This is a genomic window from Nonomuraea candida (assembly GCF_000725485.1).
Lineage (GTDB): Bacteria > Actinomycetota > Actinomycetes > Streptosporangiales > Streptosporangiaceae > Nonomuraea > Nonomuraea candida.
This window is the reverse complement of record NZ_JOAG01000009.1, coordinates 191,803-205,187: the sequence shown is the minus strand read 5'-3', so window position 1 is coordinate 205,187 and position 13,385 is coordinate 191,803. Positions and strand designations below refer to the sequence as shown.

Sequence of the window (13,385 nt, the reverse complement as noted above, 5' to 3'; positions counted from 1 at the left end):
ATCCGTCCCGTGCCGCCGCGCGTCGCGGGACGGCCCGCCCGCCCTCGCTATAACGATGGCGACGTTGATCCGCGCGGTCGATCTGCGTGGCAGGGCCGGGAGGGCGGGCGCATGACGAGACTCGGACGGGCGGCCACCGGCCTGGGCCTGATCGCCGCCCTGTGCACGACGGGCCAGGCGGCGGCGGAACCGGGCGCGTCGCGGCAGGCCGCCGCGCCCGGCCGGCCCGGCGGGTCGCCGGCGGTCGCGGCGTCCGCGGCCGCGGCGCCGGAGGTGTTGCGGCTGGTGCTGGACGGGGATTCCCTCTCGCTGCGGGACGCCTTCGCGATCCTCGACGGGCGTCCCGTCTCCGCGGTGCTCGCGCCCGAGGCCCGCGCCACCATGGCCAGGACGCGGGCGGGCGCGCTGGCGGCCCTGGACGACCAGCGGGTGTACGGCTGGAACCAGGCGCTGGGGCCGCTCAAGGACCGCCCGCTCTCCCTGGCCGACGCGGAGCGCTTCCAGCGCAACGTCCTGCGCTCCCACGCCGCGGGCGTCGGCGAGCCGCTGCCGGACGACGTGGTGCGGCTGGCCCTGATCATCAAGGCCAACCAGCTCGCCAGGGGCCGGATGGGCGTCCGGCCGGAGGTGCCGCAGCGGCTGCTGGACCTGGTCAACGCCGGGGTCGTGCCGCGGATGCCGCAGGTCGGCTCGCTCGGCACCGGCGATCTGCAACCGCAGGCGGCGGCCGGGCTCGCGGCGATCGGCGAGGACGCGCCCGTGCGGTATCGGGGCCAGGAGGGGCCCGCCTCCCTGATGTTGCCGCGGGCCGGGCTGGCCAGGGACTTCACCCTCCAGGCCGGGGAGGCGCTGCCGATCGTCAGCGGCAGCACGGTGGTGGCCGCCACGCTCCTGCACGCCGTGCACCGGGCCACGGCTCTGGCCGACCAGGCGGAGGCCGCCCTCGCCCTGTTCATGGAGGCGATCAGGGCCGAGCGGGGCTCGCTCGACGCGCGTACGCACCGGGAGCGCCGCATCCCCGAGCAGGACGCGGTCGCGGCGCGGCTGCGCGCGATGGTGGCGGGCTCGCGCTGGATGACGGAGGAGGGCCGCAGGCGGCTCGACCCGGCGAACTACGAGCCGCGCGTGCAGGACGCGGTGTCGGTACGGGCCGCGCCGCACATCCTGGCCGGCCTGCGGCACGCGCTCGCCGAGACCCGCACGGCGCTGGTGCGCGAGGCCAACTCCGCCACCTCCAACCCGCTGGTCTTCCGGCGCGAGGAGGGGCCGGGCTACGAGTTCGTCATGGGCGGCAACTGGGACGCCTCCGTCATGGGGCACCTCGCCGACACGCTGAACGCCGAGATCACCGACGTGGGCGTGCTGTCGCAGGAGCTGTCGGGGCGGCTGCTGTCGCCCCGGTGGAGCTACGGCCTGCCGGCGAACCTGGCCGGCGGGGAGGCCGGCCTGAACTCCGGGATGGTCCAGGTGCAGACCGTGGCCGCCGCGCTGGTCCCCGAGATGCAGGTCAGGGCCACCCCGGCGGGCACGCTGTCCCGGCCGGTCAAGGACGGGCAGGAGGACCACAACACGATGGCGATGGCCTCGGTCCGGCACCTGCACGAGAACCTCGACCGGCTGGAGGTCGTCCTGGCCGTGCAGTACCTGATGGCGGCGCAGGGCATCGACCTCATCGCGCCGCGGATGGCGCCCCTGCCGCTCGGCGCGGCCACCCGGGGGCTGCTGGCCGAGCTGCGCAGGCACGTCCCGCCGCTGGGCGACGACCGCTACCAGACCCCCGACCTGGAGCGGGTCGTCCAGCTGGTGCGCGAGCGGCGGCTGATCGCCGCTCCGGCGGCCGGCCGGCCGTGACGGGCCCGGTTTCCCGCCCCCTTCCTGAACGCATCCTGACAGGTCCGGCCTGCGGAAACACCCGGTGACCTGGGGGGTCCCAGGTTTTTCCCAGGTAAGGGTCCTACGGTAAAGGCGCTCATGACCGGGGCCGAAACCAGGGGAGGGCTGCATGGACGCGAGCGGCGGGGGTGGTGTGCCCCGGGTGCGGGGCAACGACTATCGCGTGCTGGAGCCGCCGGAGCACTTCACCCCGGAGCTGCGGGTGAGCGTGATCATCCCGGCGTACGGCGGGCAGGACAAGCTGGATCTGGTGTTGCAGGGGCTGGCGCGGCAGACGTACCCGGCCGGGCTGACCGAGATCATCGTGGTCGACAACGGCAGCTCTCCCCCGCTGCGGCTGCCCGGGGGCTCGGCGGCCCGCCTGATCGTCTGCGACCGGCCGGGCCGGGCCGCCGCGCGCAACGCCGGGCTGGCCGCGGCGACCGGCGACGTCATCCACTGGCTGGACTCCGACGTCGTGCTCACGCCGGGCGCCGTCGAGGCGCACATGCGCTGGCACCACGCCGCGCCCTACCTCTCCGTCACCGGCTACCTCCGCTTCACCCCGGCCCCGCTGCCCGCCGTCCTGCCGGAGGACCTGGAGGCGGCCTTCGAGCCCGCCGAGCCGCACGCCTGGCTGGCCGGGATGGTGGAGCGGACCGACGGGCTGACCGCCAACCCGGTGCGCCCGTTCAGCCTGCACGTGGGCGGCGCCACCTCGGTCAACGCCGCGCTCGTACGCGCCGCCGGGCCGATGGACGAGGAGCTGGTCCTGGGCCAGGACACCGAGCGCATCCGGCTGATCACCAGCATTCTCGACCCGGCCGAGGTCACCGCCGAAGAGCTGGCCCGTTGCTCCCATGATCGCTGGGAGGCCGAAACCGGCATCGATCAGCTGAAGACGCACCTGCGCGGGCCGGGCCGGATCCTCCGCTCCCGCACCCCAGAGCCGGCCTGCCAGGAAATCTGGGCCTACCTCTTGACCCACTGGGCGTTATGCACGCTGATCTGCGCCGCCGCCACCACGGCCGGGCTCGACCCCGACCGGATCAAGTTCCTGGGCACCGTCTGCATCGTGCGCCGCTCGGTCACCGGCCCCGCGGCCTTTTCCCCCTGAGCCACCCAACGCCTCCTGGACCCGGGCCCTCCACCACGTCGCGCACCGACGGAACACGAACCCGCAGCGCCGCCACCGCTCCTTCCCGCGAGCCGTCAAACGCTCCCGCAAGAGCAGCTACCGCGAGCGACGCCCCTCCGACAAGGGCATCCGATACGCAGGACCGCCGACCGTAGCGCTATTGCCCACACCATCGGTCGCGCGAGCCAAGCCATGATCATGTCTTATCTAAACGGCATTGAACCATCGAGGCAGGGCTGAAGCGTTCTCATGTTGTAAGACCGAGTAGCTGAAGGCCGTCGGTGGGGTGGCCCCGGGTGACCTGCTCAGCTGCTGAGGTCGGCCGGCAGCGAACCATTCACCGGTGGGCGGCATCAAAAGGAGGGACTTTCAACTAACTACTGGAGAAACAAGGCTATGAGGATGAACATGGCTTCACTGGTAGCGGCGCTGGCGGTCGCCGGCGCGACGCTGGTGATCGCCAGCCCGGCCGGAGCCGCCACCGCCACGTCGGGCACTTTCGGCCCGCACGGCTATGGCGGCATCAAGCTGGGGATGACCGCCAAGCAGGCCAAGGCCACCGGCAAGATTGTGCTCAAATGGCGCGACTACTGCTCCGGCTGGGACTACAAGGCCCATCGCAACGCTCGCCACGAGGTTGGGCTCTACATTTCGAAGAAGCGTGGCGTCGCCGTCATCTTCGCGCCGGCCGGGGTGCGCACCCCCAAGGGCATCGGTGCTGGCTCAACCCTCCGCCAGATCAAGAAGGCCTACTCCGGGGTCAAGGAGCAACCGAGCGGCTACTACGTCACCGCGCCCGGCAACCGAGAGGCGGACTACTACTTCGGCCTCAACCGGCAGGGCAAGGTCGAGCAACTCGGCCTCGTCCTCAAGACCCAGGACTGCGTGAACTGACTTCCCTCCGGCCGCGAGCCTGTCTGAGCCGCTGTCGGCGACCGATCTCAACCTTCTCTGGTCAGAGAGTTGAGAATGGTCGGAGAGCCGTCCTTTCGAGGACGGCCCTCCCCGATCTGGATCGAGCTCCCCCGCCCGGTCGCGGCCGATGCCGGGCCGGCCGGCCATGCGCGAATCGGCTACGCCCGCGCCTCCACCGTCCGCCAGTCCCTCGACACCCGGCTCGACGCGCTCAAGGCCGCCGGCGTCACCCGCGTCTTCGCCGAGAAGATCTCCACCCGTGTCACGGTGCGTCCCGAGCTCGCACGGTCCACCCGGTCCTCATCCGGCAAGCGACGGGCCCTCCGGTACTGATGGAGGACCGAACTTTGGCGCTGCAGAGTCCTTAACAGCGCGGCGGCGGCCGCCGCCAAGGCCCGACCACCTTCTCGCGGAACTCGCGCCAACCGTCTGTCCCTTGACTGACCTGGGGCCAAGAGGACGTCACCATGGACACGGGACCCACAATCATGCTGTGGGTCCCGTGTCCCAGAACCGGAAAGAATCGTAACACCCCAGATAAAAGGGCTTTCGTCGATCATTTGAAACCCGGCGCCGAAGCCATCGCCAAGGTCACCGAGGCCCTGGCGCCCCGCCGCCGTACCGACTGACCAACTGAATGGCGGCTCATTGGAGCTGTAGGATTTCCGGGCCATTACTACTGGGACCCACGACCCCCCCATCACCGGAAACAGGCGGTGACTAAGCCTTCCCGGCGGGGGAAGAGCCGATGGATGACAGCCACTCCACCACGCTTCGGCCTCTTGGGCGTCCCCTCCAGTGCGGCTGCTCACTGGCCAGGACAGGAGAAGGCGCCGCAAGCCCTGCGACGGGCAGGGCTCACCGAGCGGCTGCCGGTGCGTGACTACGGCGATCTCCCCAAGATCCGTATGCGTCCCGAACCAGACCGTCATCCGCAGAACCTGGGGCTGACCATCGAGGTGGCACGGGCCGTGGCCGAACGCACCTCTCATATCGTCGACGATGGGCTCATTCCCCTGGTGATCGGCGGGGACTGCACGGTCGAGCTGGGCGTCGTCTCCGGCGCGTTGGCCGCCGGCACAGATCCCGCACTCGTATACGTCGATGGCGGGGTGGACCTGCGCACGCCTGAAACCGCCCCCACGGGCATTCTCGACTCGATGGGCGCCGCCCACCTGCTCGACCTGCCAGGCGCCGCGCCTGAACTCGCCGGGCTCGGCCCGCGCAGGCCGCTGCTCGCGCCGGATGCGATCGTCTTTCTTGGCTACGAACAGACCGACAATGCGAGGGAACGGGAGATGTTCGACTCGCTCAGCTGCGTCAAGCTGCCCGCCACCGAGGTACGGGGCAGGGCCGTCGCCGCAGCCGCGCAGGCATGCCGGGATCTGGACGGCTTCCTCGTGCACTTCGACGTGGACGTGATCGATTTCGTTGACCTGCCGCTCGCCGATGTGCCGCAGTACCACGGCGGGCTGAGCTTCCAGGAGGCGATGGAGGTGCTGGCCGTTCTGGCCGCCGCCCCGGGCTTTGCCGGGCTGACCGTCACCGAGTGCAACCCCGACCATGGCAACGAATCCGGCGGTGATCTCACGCGGTTCGTAGACGGTCTGACGTACGCGCTGGGCGCGGCTGCTTGACAACAGGGGCCTGGTAGTAATAGCCGTGAATCCCACGATGCTACCGCTGACCTGCGGAGGCTCCTGGGAGACACGATCACGGGGCGGCGGGGGCAGCTTCCGTCCACGCAGGCCAGATCCGTACTCGTTGGATCTTCCGCGAGCCTACCAGTCCAGTCCGGAACCCCTCTGAGGAACAACCTCGCGTGGCCACACAAAGTGGCGACGGTTACTCAGTGTTACTTTGCGGCTGGTGACGCGGACCCGAGCGGGGCCCACGAACACCGGGGCGTCGGGCTCGACGGCGGCGGCCAACGCGGCCAGTTCGGCGGCGGTGGCGATGAGATGGGGCCGACCAGCCGGATGGTCGGCCGCGTGGTCGTCAGTCATGAGCGGCTCGTTTCGGTGCCGATCCACACATTGCAGTGGGCGCACCAGTCGCGGGCGATGGCCAGGTCAGGGAAGGTCCGGTACGGCCCCCAGATCTTCTTGGGCCAGCGCCGTTCGTGCTCGAACGTCGGCCCGTTCCGGCAGGATGACGAACCCGTCGTGACCTAGAACCGGCGCGCCTGCAGGGCGACCAGCTCGGCCAGCGCCGCGGCGAACGGACCGGCCGCTACGCTTGTTTGCGTCTTCTGGTGGCACCCTCGCTACGGCTGCTGGGGAGGGATGTACCACTTGGTGTAGTAGCTGCGGTACTCGCCATCCACCAGGATGAACGCTTCCCCTCGGAACTTGGCGACGGGCCACCCTAGCCCGTACGTCTCGCAGCCGTCGTAGGCGACGTGAGTGCGGTCGCCAGTGCCAAGGAGGTCCAGATGTATGTGGGTGCTGAGGAAAATGGACTGCCGACGGTAGTTGCACACCGCGACCGTGTAGTTGGTGTAGGTTGAGCGCTCCAGCCGGACGCTGCCTACTACCTCTCCGTTGTAGTACATATTGAACTGTGCCCAGTTGCCTTCGTCCACGTGGCACCATCGCCAGCCCACGGATGTCCTCCCTTGGCAGCCGTCCGCACTGGCCGGGGCAGCGGTGACCGCACCCAGGGTCGTGCCCAGGAGCAGGGCGGACAGGATTGTGATGGCGCGGCTGCCGAACCTCTTGCGCATCGATTCACCTTCTCCCGGACCCGTTGGGCGGGTCGTTGTCCTGTGATTGTGTTTTCTGGTGCACGCGTCCACGATCCACATCACCCGGCGAACGTCGCAACGGACTTCGATCCAGATCGAATAGTGCTGGACAACGCCCCTTCTCCACCGGCGCGAGCGGCTGACCGGCGCCCGTCAGGGGGCACTCCAGCAGTGCCGCCCCGCCTGTACTCGGTGACACTTCGATGGTGGGCGTGTCCAGTCACTGACCGTACAGACCCGCACAGGAAAGGGCCCGGAACGGTGAGTGGTCCGTCGGGTAGCCCGGTCTCGAGCGCTTCACGGATTTCCGCTCGGTCGGAGCTGCGCATCGGGCGGCGGCCGAGCCAGTTGGGCCAGCCGTCCTGACGTTGAGGAACGGTGTAGTCAGGCGCGGCCAGGTCGGGCATGCTCCAGCGCGCGGCGGCCCAGGTGGTGAAGGAGCGCAGCGCGGAGCGGTGGCGGTTCCAGGTACGGGGGCCGCGTTCCCCCACGCCGTGGCGAACACCGCTGCCGTCTGCTCGGCCGTCAGGTCGGCCAGCAGCACGCCGTCGCCGAGCTCGGTGCACAGGCGGGCCAGTGTCTGGCGGTAGGAGCGCAGGGTGTCGGCGTCCAGGTCCCGGCGGTTCAGGAAACGCGGTGGCGGCGTCGGCCAGCGTCGGGCCGCCGGTGAGCGGCAGGACCTTGGCCGTGGTCACGGCGTTCGGTGGCCTTTGGCGTCGCGGAGGATGGACGTGATGTCCAGGAGCGCGTTCATCGCCGCGGCGAGCTCGCCGAAAGGCCGCCAGTGGGCCTGCGGCGCGCTGCGGCCGGGGTAAGGCTTGGCGCGGGTTCGGGGATCACCGGCGGGCTCCATATGACAGGGAACGCGTTGTCTTCGACCCTAGAGGCGCGAGGCGGAACCGCTGGCCGGAATGAGTGAAGGATCTTGTATGTGACAGGGAATGGGCTCTTCCCTGTCACATCGGGCTACGGCGCGCGGCGGACGCTCAGTCGTCGTCGCCTTGCTCATCCTCCTCCCAGCCTCGTTCTTGTCGGCGGCCAATTGAGCCCGGCGATCGAGCTGCTCCTTCGCAGGAGCGTTGCCGGCTTCCTGTTCAACGAGGACGGAGTGATGGGATGAGCGCGGCGATGGCGTCGAGGATGCGATCAAGTCCATGCCGGAAGCGTTCCTCGGGGGCGAGGTGGGCGGTGCGGGAGTCGAGAACCGATCGGTTGAACAGGGGGAAGGCGCCGGATTCGACGACCTGGCGGACGTACGGTCCCATGTAGTCCCGCTTCCAGCGCTCGGGGTCCAGGCCGGTGCGGCGGGCCTCCTCCAGCCAGCCGATCTCGCGGCGGATCGCGCTGTGTACGTAGTCGTTCAGCATGCCGACGAAGCCGGTGATGTCGTCGATGTCGAGCCCGGTCCCGTTGAAGGCGCTGAGTGCGAACTCGTGCACGCGCAGCAGGTTGGGGCCCAGCGTGGGCCGGCTGGTGAGCAGCGCGATCAGCCAGGGGTGGCGTAGGCCGGCGGCGCGGGTCTGCCGGGCCAGCAGCGTCAGGTCGCCGCGCCAGTCACCGGACGGGCCGTCGGGGAGCTCGATCTCGCTCATCGCCAGGTCGATCATGAGGTCGAACAGGTCGTCGCGCCGGGGTACGTAGCGGTAGAGCGACATGGCGCCGGTGCCCAGCTCGCCCGCGATCCGCCGCATGGTCGCGGCCTCCACTCCTTCGGCGTCGGCGATCTGGACGGCCGTTCGGGTGATCTGCTCACGGCTGTAGCCGGGGCGCCGTCCTGGGCCGGAGCGCTCGTGCGCCTCGGGCTGCATCCAGATGCTTGTGGGTTCCTCGTCGGCCATGCGCATCCCTCCCCTTCCATTTGCGTACATGGTACCTGAATGACTATGGTCCATTTCACGTACGAAGTACGCGAAATGGAGGACGTGTGGATCGATCTCTTCGTGTGGGCGTGATCGGCGTGATGCTGGGCATGATCACAGCCCCGTTGGACGGCATGATGCTCGGGCCCGCGTTGCCGATGATCGTGAAAGACCTCGGCGGGCTGGAGTACTTCTCCTGGGTGGCGACGGCCTATCTGATCTGCATGGCCGCCTCGACACCGATCTGGGGGAAGCTCGGCGACCTGTACGGCCGCAAGGTCGTCTACATGGCCGCGATCGCGATCTTCCTGCTGGGCTCCGGGCTGTCGGGAGCCGCGCAGGACATGATCCAGCTCGTCGGCTTCCGCATGGTCCAGGGACTGGGCGCGGGCGGCCTGATGACCGGGGCATTGGCCTTGATCGGCGAGCTGGTGCCGCCCCGGCACAGCGGCAAGCTCATGGGGCTGTTCGGGGTCATGATGCCGATCGCCTTCATCGCCGGGCCGCTGCTCGGCGGCCTGTTCGCCGACGTGGGCTGGCGGTGGGCGTTCTTCGTCAACCTGCCCGTCGGCGCGGCCGCCCTGCTGCTCATCGGCGCCGCCATACGGCTGGAGCCGCGCCGGACCAGGGCGCGCATCGACTATCCCGGAGCGCTGCTGCTGACAGTGGTCCTGGTCGCACTCAGCCTGGTCGCCGGCTGGGGTGGCACCCAGTACGACTGGGGATCGGCCCCGATCCTCGCCCTGATCCTCGTCGGGCTGGTGGCCCTGGCCGCCCTACTGCTGGTGGAACGGCGCGCGGCCGAGCCGATCGTCCCGCTACGCCTGTTCGCCGACCGCAACTTCACCCTCGCCCAGGTCATCCGCTTCCTCGGCGGCGTCGGCATGGTGGTGGCGGCCACCTTCCTGCCCCAGTACATGCAGCTGGTCCACGGCGCCTCACCGATCGCCAGCGGCCTGCTGATCCTGCCCGCCATGCTCGGCATGGTCGCCGTGCTGATCGGCACCGGCAGGCTCATCAGCCGCACCGGCCGCTACCGGATCTACCCGATCCTCGGCGGCGCCACCGTGACGGCCGGCATGCTCGCGCTGCTCCTCCTGCGGCCCGGCGTCGACCTGGCGCTCGCCTCCGCCCTGACGCTGATCGGCGGCATCGGGGTCGGCCTGCTGATGCAGTCCACCACGATCATCACCATCAACAGCGCCGCGCCACGCGACATGGGAGCGGCCAGCGGTTCGGTCACGCTCTGGCACACCATGGGCGCCTCCCTGGGCATGGCCGCTCTGGGCGCCCTGTACACCGCCCGCCTGCAGGACACCCTCATCGACCGCCTCGGCGCGGAGACCGCCACCCGGGTCGCCCTGACGCCCGAGGCGCTCGGCGGGCTCACGCCCGCTGCGCGGGAGGCGGTTCGCCTCGCCGTCTCCGACGGCATCCATGCCATGGCCCTCGGCGCCGCCGCGCTGGGCGCCCTCGCCTTCGTGCTGGCCTGGTTCATCCGCGAGGTCCCCTTGCGCGATGGCGCCCCGTCGGCCGAGCCCGCCACCGCGGCCGCATGACAGGGGACACTCATGCCACAGCCTGTGAAAGTCCAGCTCGTGATGGACGTCATCTGCGTACACTCCTACCTCGGCTACACCCGCTTCACCCGCGCCGCGGACCGGCTCAGGGCCGAGGGCCTGCCGGTGGCGGTGGAGTTCCTGCCCTTCGAGCTCGCCCCGGGCGCCCCGGCCGACGGGCGCCCGCTGCTGGCGGTCCTGGAACAGACCTTCGGCCCGCAAGCGGCCGCCGGCGCGCTCGCCTTCGCCGAACACGCGGCCGGTGAGGGCCTGCGGCTGGAGTACGGCAAGGCGATCGCCACCGGCACCTTCGACGCCCACCGCCTCATCGCCGACGCCGCGCACCAGGGCAAGGCCGAGCCCATGGCGGAGCGCCTGTTCCGCGCCCACTTCACCGATGGGCTGCATATCGGCGACCCCGCCACGCTCGCCCGGCTGGCCGCCGAGGTCGGCATCACCACCGGCCACGTGCCTGCCGCCGAGCTGCGCGCCCGGCTCGCCCGCGTACGTCGCCTCGGCATCACCGGCGTACCGGTCTTCCTCATCGAGAACCTGGCCTCGCTCACCGGCCCCCAGACCGAGACAACCTTGCTGGCGGTCCTGCGACAGGCCGCCATCCTGAAGGGAGAACACCGTGATCACTGACCCGCTGAGGCTGGCCGTCATTGTCGGCAGCGTCCGCGACGGCCGCTTCGGCCCGACCGTGGCCGGCTGGTTCGCCGGCCTGGCCACGTCCCGCCCGGACCTCGACGTCGACGTGATCGACCTGGCCGAGGTGCCGATCGGCGGGGCGGCCCCGTCGATGTCCGCGCCCGCGCCGGTGCTGGAGGCCCTGGGCGGGCTGACCCCGCGGCTGACGGCCGCCGACGCGTTCGTGGTGGTGACGCCCGAGTACAACCACAGCTACCCGGCCGGCCTGAAGAACGTCATCGACTGGCACAACCAGCAGTTCCACGCCAAACCGGTGGCGTTCGTCTCCTATGGCGGCATCTCCGGAGGTCTGCGCGCGGTGGAGCACCTGCGTGCCGTCTTCTCCGAGCTGCACGCCGTCACCACCCGCGACACCGTCAGCTTCCACGGCGCCTGGGAGTGCTTCGACGGCGACGGACAACCGAAGGACCCGGTCGGCCCGGCCGCGGCCGCCAAGACCCTGCTGGACCAGGTGACCTGGTGGGCGCGCATCCTGCGTGACGCCAAGGCCATCACCCCCTACACCGCATGAAGCAGAAAGGCATGATCATGACGACATTGACCGGCAAGACGGCGCTGGTGACCGGCGCGAGCCGGGGCATCGGCCGCGCGATCGCCACCCGGCTGGCCCGCGAAGGCGCCCGGGTCGCCGTGCACTACGGCGGCAACCACGCCGCCGCCAAGGACACCGTCGCCGCCATCGAAGCGGCCGGTGGGCGCGCCTTCGCCGTCCAGGCCGAGCTGGGCGCGCCCGGCGACGCCGAAGCCCTGTGGACCGCCTTCGACGCACACGCCGACGGGCTGGACATCCTGGTCAACAACGCGGGCATCCTCGGCGGCCAGAGCGAGATCGACGGCGTCACCCGGGAGGGCCTTGAGCACCTGTTCGCGGTCAACACCACCGCCCCGTTCCTCATCACCCAGCAAGCCCTGCCACGGCTGCGCGACGGCGGGCGGATCATCACCGTGGGCACCATGCTGACCCGCGGGGCGGCCATGCCCAGGGCGATCGACTACGCCATGTCCAAGGCCGCACTCGACGTCATGACCGTCGCCCTGGCCAAGCAGCTCGGGCCGCGCGGCATCACCGTCAACCTCGTCGCCCCCGGCGTCATCGACACCGACATGCACCAAGGACGCCTGGTCGGCGAGGCCCTGGCCTGGCTGTCGTCACAGACGCCCCTCGGCCGGCTCGGCACGCCACAGGACGTGGCCGACACCGTCGCCTTCCTGGCCTCCGACGACAGCCGCTACATCACCGGGCACCGGCTCGACGTCTCAGGCGGGACGACCATGTAGACCCACGCCACCGAGCGGCCCCATGCTCGTCTGCTCGCTCCGACTCGGCGAGCAGACGAGCGCCTATCGCGCTGAGCTCTGAGAAAACCGGCATCTGAACGCCGGAGTACGGATCACCGTGGCCGGTCCGGACGGTTCATCCCCCGCTCAAGCAGCCTCCGATCGCTCCTCCATCACGACACTCGGCCCCGGAAGCACACTGTCGAAACCCCCACTTCAGGCGCGATTTGGCGGCTCATCATCCATCGGCCTCACTCCTCCTCATCGGAGCCGGCGTTCGGATCATGCAGCTCGCGCAGCCCGCCGCTCAGCTCAGGGCGATTGAACGGGTAGAACCCGTGGAAGTTGATGTGCTCGAACAGCAGAGATGATAGGCGGGCGCGGATCTCTGGCGTTACCTCGCCGCCCTTGATGCCCAGTTCGCCGGCCTCCAGGCGCTTCACGGCCGCGTCGATATACAGCGAATTCCACCAGACGATCGCATTGATCCCCAGCCCCAAGGCTCCTACCTGGTCCTCCATGCCGCGTTCATGGCCGCGCACCAACCGGCCCAGGTTGCCGAAGAACACTCGCCGGGCCGGCGTGTGACGGGACTCGCCCACATTCAGTGCGCCCCGATCATTCTGCGATAGTCCTCCACATGCAGCACCTGCAGCAGGTGGAGCGACTTGAAGATGCGGCCGTAGTGGGCGAAGGCGTTGCCCAGGCCGGTCAGCCGGCCGTCGGCGGTCATCATCTTGATCAGGTCGTAGGCGCGGACCTGGTTGGTCGACAGCGACCCGGCCACCCGGGCCATATCGTCCCAGTGCTGCACGATCGCGGGAATCGACACGCGGCGCAGCCCCGGGCTGTTGAGTCGCCCCAGCCGTTGGTGGCGCGCGTCCCGGTGGTCAGGCCACCCTCCAGCATGGCCGTGTCGATCCACCACAGCTGGGTGTCGGAGATGTCGGCGTGCCGGGGCGCGAACTGATACCCGCACATCGCGAACATGCCGTACACCAGGTCGCTGTAGCTGTCCGTGCCGGTCACCACCACCTCGGGCTGCTCGGCGGCGTCCAGACGGTGGATGGCGTCCAGGTCGTGCACTCCTGGGACGTCGCCAAGACGCTGGGTCTCACCGTGGAATTCGAATCGGACGTGCTCCACGCCGCGTTGATCGTGGCGCAGGCCGTTCCTCAAGGCGAAGCCCGCCGCACGCGGTTACCGTGGGACCAGCGGCCGACGCGCCGGCCCGCTTCCGAGCCCGGCTCCCACGCAGCCCGGCGAAGAGGACAAGGTCCTGTGAGGATCGCGCGAGGCAAGGACAC

At 70.0% G+C, this 13,385-nt stretch carries 12 protein-coding genes and 1 pseudogene; 9 read left to right on the top strand and 4 right to left on the bottom strand.

What is annotated here, in order from left to right; genetic code table 11:
- Nucleotides 1-111 precede the first annotated feature (111 nt).
- From IO39_RS09260 to IO39_RS09240, 5 genes are all read left to right on the top strand, one after another.
- On the top strand, nucleotides 112-1,851 hold the full coding sequence (locus tag IO39_RS09260) for an HAL/PAL/TAL family ammonia-lyase (protein WP_043619065.1): 1,740 nt from the start codon (nucleotides 112-114) through the stop codon (nucleotides 1,849-1,851).
- A 151-nt stretch (nucleotides 1,852-2,002) separates the two neighbouring features.
- Nucleotides 2,003-2,989: a glycosyltransferase gene (locus tag IO39_RS09255; RefSeq protein WP_245641876.1), complete on the top strand. Its 987-nt coding sequence runs from the start codon at nucleotides 2,003-2,005 to the stop codon at nucleotides 2,987-2,989.
- A gap of 429 nt (nucleotides 2,990-3,418) precedes the next feature.
- On the top strand, nucleotides 3,419-3,904 hold the full coding sequence (locus tag IO39_RS09250; RefSeq protein WP_043619393.1) for a hypothetical protein: 486 nt from the start codon (nucleotides 3,419-3,421) through the stop codon (nucleotides 3,902-3,904).
- 75 nt (nucleotides 3,905-3,979) lie between these two features.
- The gene (locus IO39_RS09245; RefSeq protein ID WP_043619063.1) at nucleotides 3,980-4,258 is read left to right on the top strand and encodes a recombinase family protein; all 279 of its coding nucleotides are present in this window, start codon (nucleotides 3,980-3,982) and stop codon (nucleotides 4,256-4,258) included.
- Nucleotides 4,259-4,677: 419 nt separating this feature from the next.
- Entirely contained in the window at nucleotides 4,678-5,562 is an 885-nt protein-coding gene (locus IO39_RS09240) for an arginase family protein (RefSeq protein ID WP_043619061.1), read from the top strand.
- A gap of 629 nt (nucleotides 5,563-6,191) precedes the next feature.
- Here the strand turns inward: IO39_RS09240 and IO39_RS09230 are convergent.
- Both IO39_RS09230 and IO39_RS09225 read right to left on the bottom strand, forming a co-directional pair.
- Nucleotides 6,192-6,650 (bottom strand): hypothetical protein, encoded by a 459-nt coding sequence (locus IO39_RS09230; RefSeq protein WP_043619055.1) that lies wholly within the window; start codon nucleotides 6,648-6,650, stop codon nucleotides 6,192-6,194.
- 1,115 nt (nucleotides 6,651-7,765) lie between these two features.
- Nucleotides 7,766-8,509, bottom strand: a complete 744-nt coding sequence (locus IO39_RS09225) for a TetR/AcrR family transcriptional regulator (protein ID WP_043619391.1) — start codon at nucleotides 8,507-8,509, stop codon at nucleotides 7,766-7,768.
- A gap of 86 nt (nucleotides 8,510-8,595) precedes the next feature.
- Here IO39_RS09225 and IO39_RS09220 point away from each other — a divergent pair, with 86 nt between their 5' ends.
- From IO39_RS09220 to IO39_RS09205, 4 genes are read left to right on the top strand one after another with little or no spacing between them, the layout of a single operon-like run.
- A complete protein-coding gene (locus tag IO39_RS09220) occupies nucleotides 8,596-10,089 on the top strand; it encodes an MDR family MFS transporter (protein ID WP_043619051.1) in 1,494 nt (497 codons plus the stop codon).
- 24 nt (nucleotides 10,090-10,113) lie between these two features.
- Nucleotides 10,114-10,734, top strand: coding sequence for a DsbA family protein (locus tag IO39_RS09215; RefSeq protein WP_211266949.1), 621 nt, complete (start codon nucleotides 10,114-10,116; stop codon nucleotides 10,732-10,734).
- Nucleotides 10,724-11,311, top strand: a complete 588-nt coding sequence (locus IO39_RS09210; protein WP_043619046.1) for an NADPH-dependent FMN reductase — start codon at nucleotides 10,724-10,726, stop codon at nucleotides 11,309-11,311. The genes IO39_RS09215 and IO39_RS09210 overlap by 11 nt, the downstream gene beginning before the upstream one ends.
- Before the next feature lie 17 nt (nucleotides 11,312-11,328).
- Nucleotides 11,329-12,078: an SDR family oxidoreductase gene (locus IO39_RS09205; RefSeq protein WP_043619388.1), complete on the top strand. Its 750-nt coding sequence runs from the start codon at nucleotides 11,329-11,331 to the stop codon at nucleotides 12,076-12,078.
- A 251-nt stretch (nucleotides 12,079-12,329) separates the two neighbouring features.
- On the opposite strand, the pseudogene IO39_RS57550 reads toward IO39_RS09205, so the two are convergent.
- Nucleotides 12,330-12,892: pseudogene (locus tag IO39_RS57550) on the bottom strand (Tn3 family transposase).
- The gene (locus IO39_RS59610) at nucleotides 12,820-13,224 is read right to left on the bottom strand and encodes a Tn3 family transposase (protein WP_052422630.1); all 405 of its coding nucleotides are present in this window, start codon (nucleotides 13,222-13,224) and stop codon (nucleotides 12,820-12,822) included. The pseudogene IO39_RS57550 and the gene IO39_RS59610 overlap by 73 nt, the downstream one beginning before the upstream one ends.
- Nucleotides 13,225-13,385: the final 161 nt, after the last annotated feature.

Bases quoted from the DNA above. Each gene is read 5' to 3' on its own strand.
- IO39_RS09250 (WP_043619393.1), top strand. From the start codon at position 3,419: ATGGCTTCACTGGTAGCGGCGCTGGCGGTCGCCGGCGCGACGCTGGTG.
- IO39_RS09245 (WP_043619063.1), top strand. From the start codon at position 3,980: ATGGTCGGAGAGCCGTCCTTTCGAGGACGGCCCTCCCCGATCTGGATC.
- IO39_RS09205 (WP_043619388.1), top strand. From the start codon at position 11,329: ATGACGACATTGACCGGCAAGACGGCGCTGGTGACCGGCGCGAGCCGG.
- IO39_RS09260 (WP_043619065.1), top strand. From the start codon at position 112: ATGACGAGACTCGGACGGGCGGCCACCGGCCTGGGCCTGATCGCCGCC.
- IO39_RS09255 (WP_245641876.1), top strand. From the start codon at position 2,003: ATGGACGCGAGCGGCGGGGGTGGTGTGCCCCGGGTGCGGGGCAACGAC.
- IO39_RS09225 (WP_043619391.1), bottom strand. From the start codon at position 8,509: ATGGCCGACGAGGAACCCACAAGCATCTGGATGCAGCCCGAGGCGCAC.
- IO39_RS09240 (WP_043619061.1), top strand. From the start codon at position 4,678: ATGACAGCCACTCCACCACGCTTCGGCCTCTTGGGCGTCCCCTCCAGT.
- IO39_RS09230 (WP_043619055.1), bottom strand. From the start codon at position 6,650: ATGCGCAAGAGGTTCGGCAGCCGCGCCATCACAATCCTGTCCGCCCTG.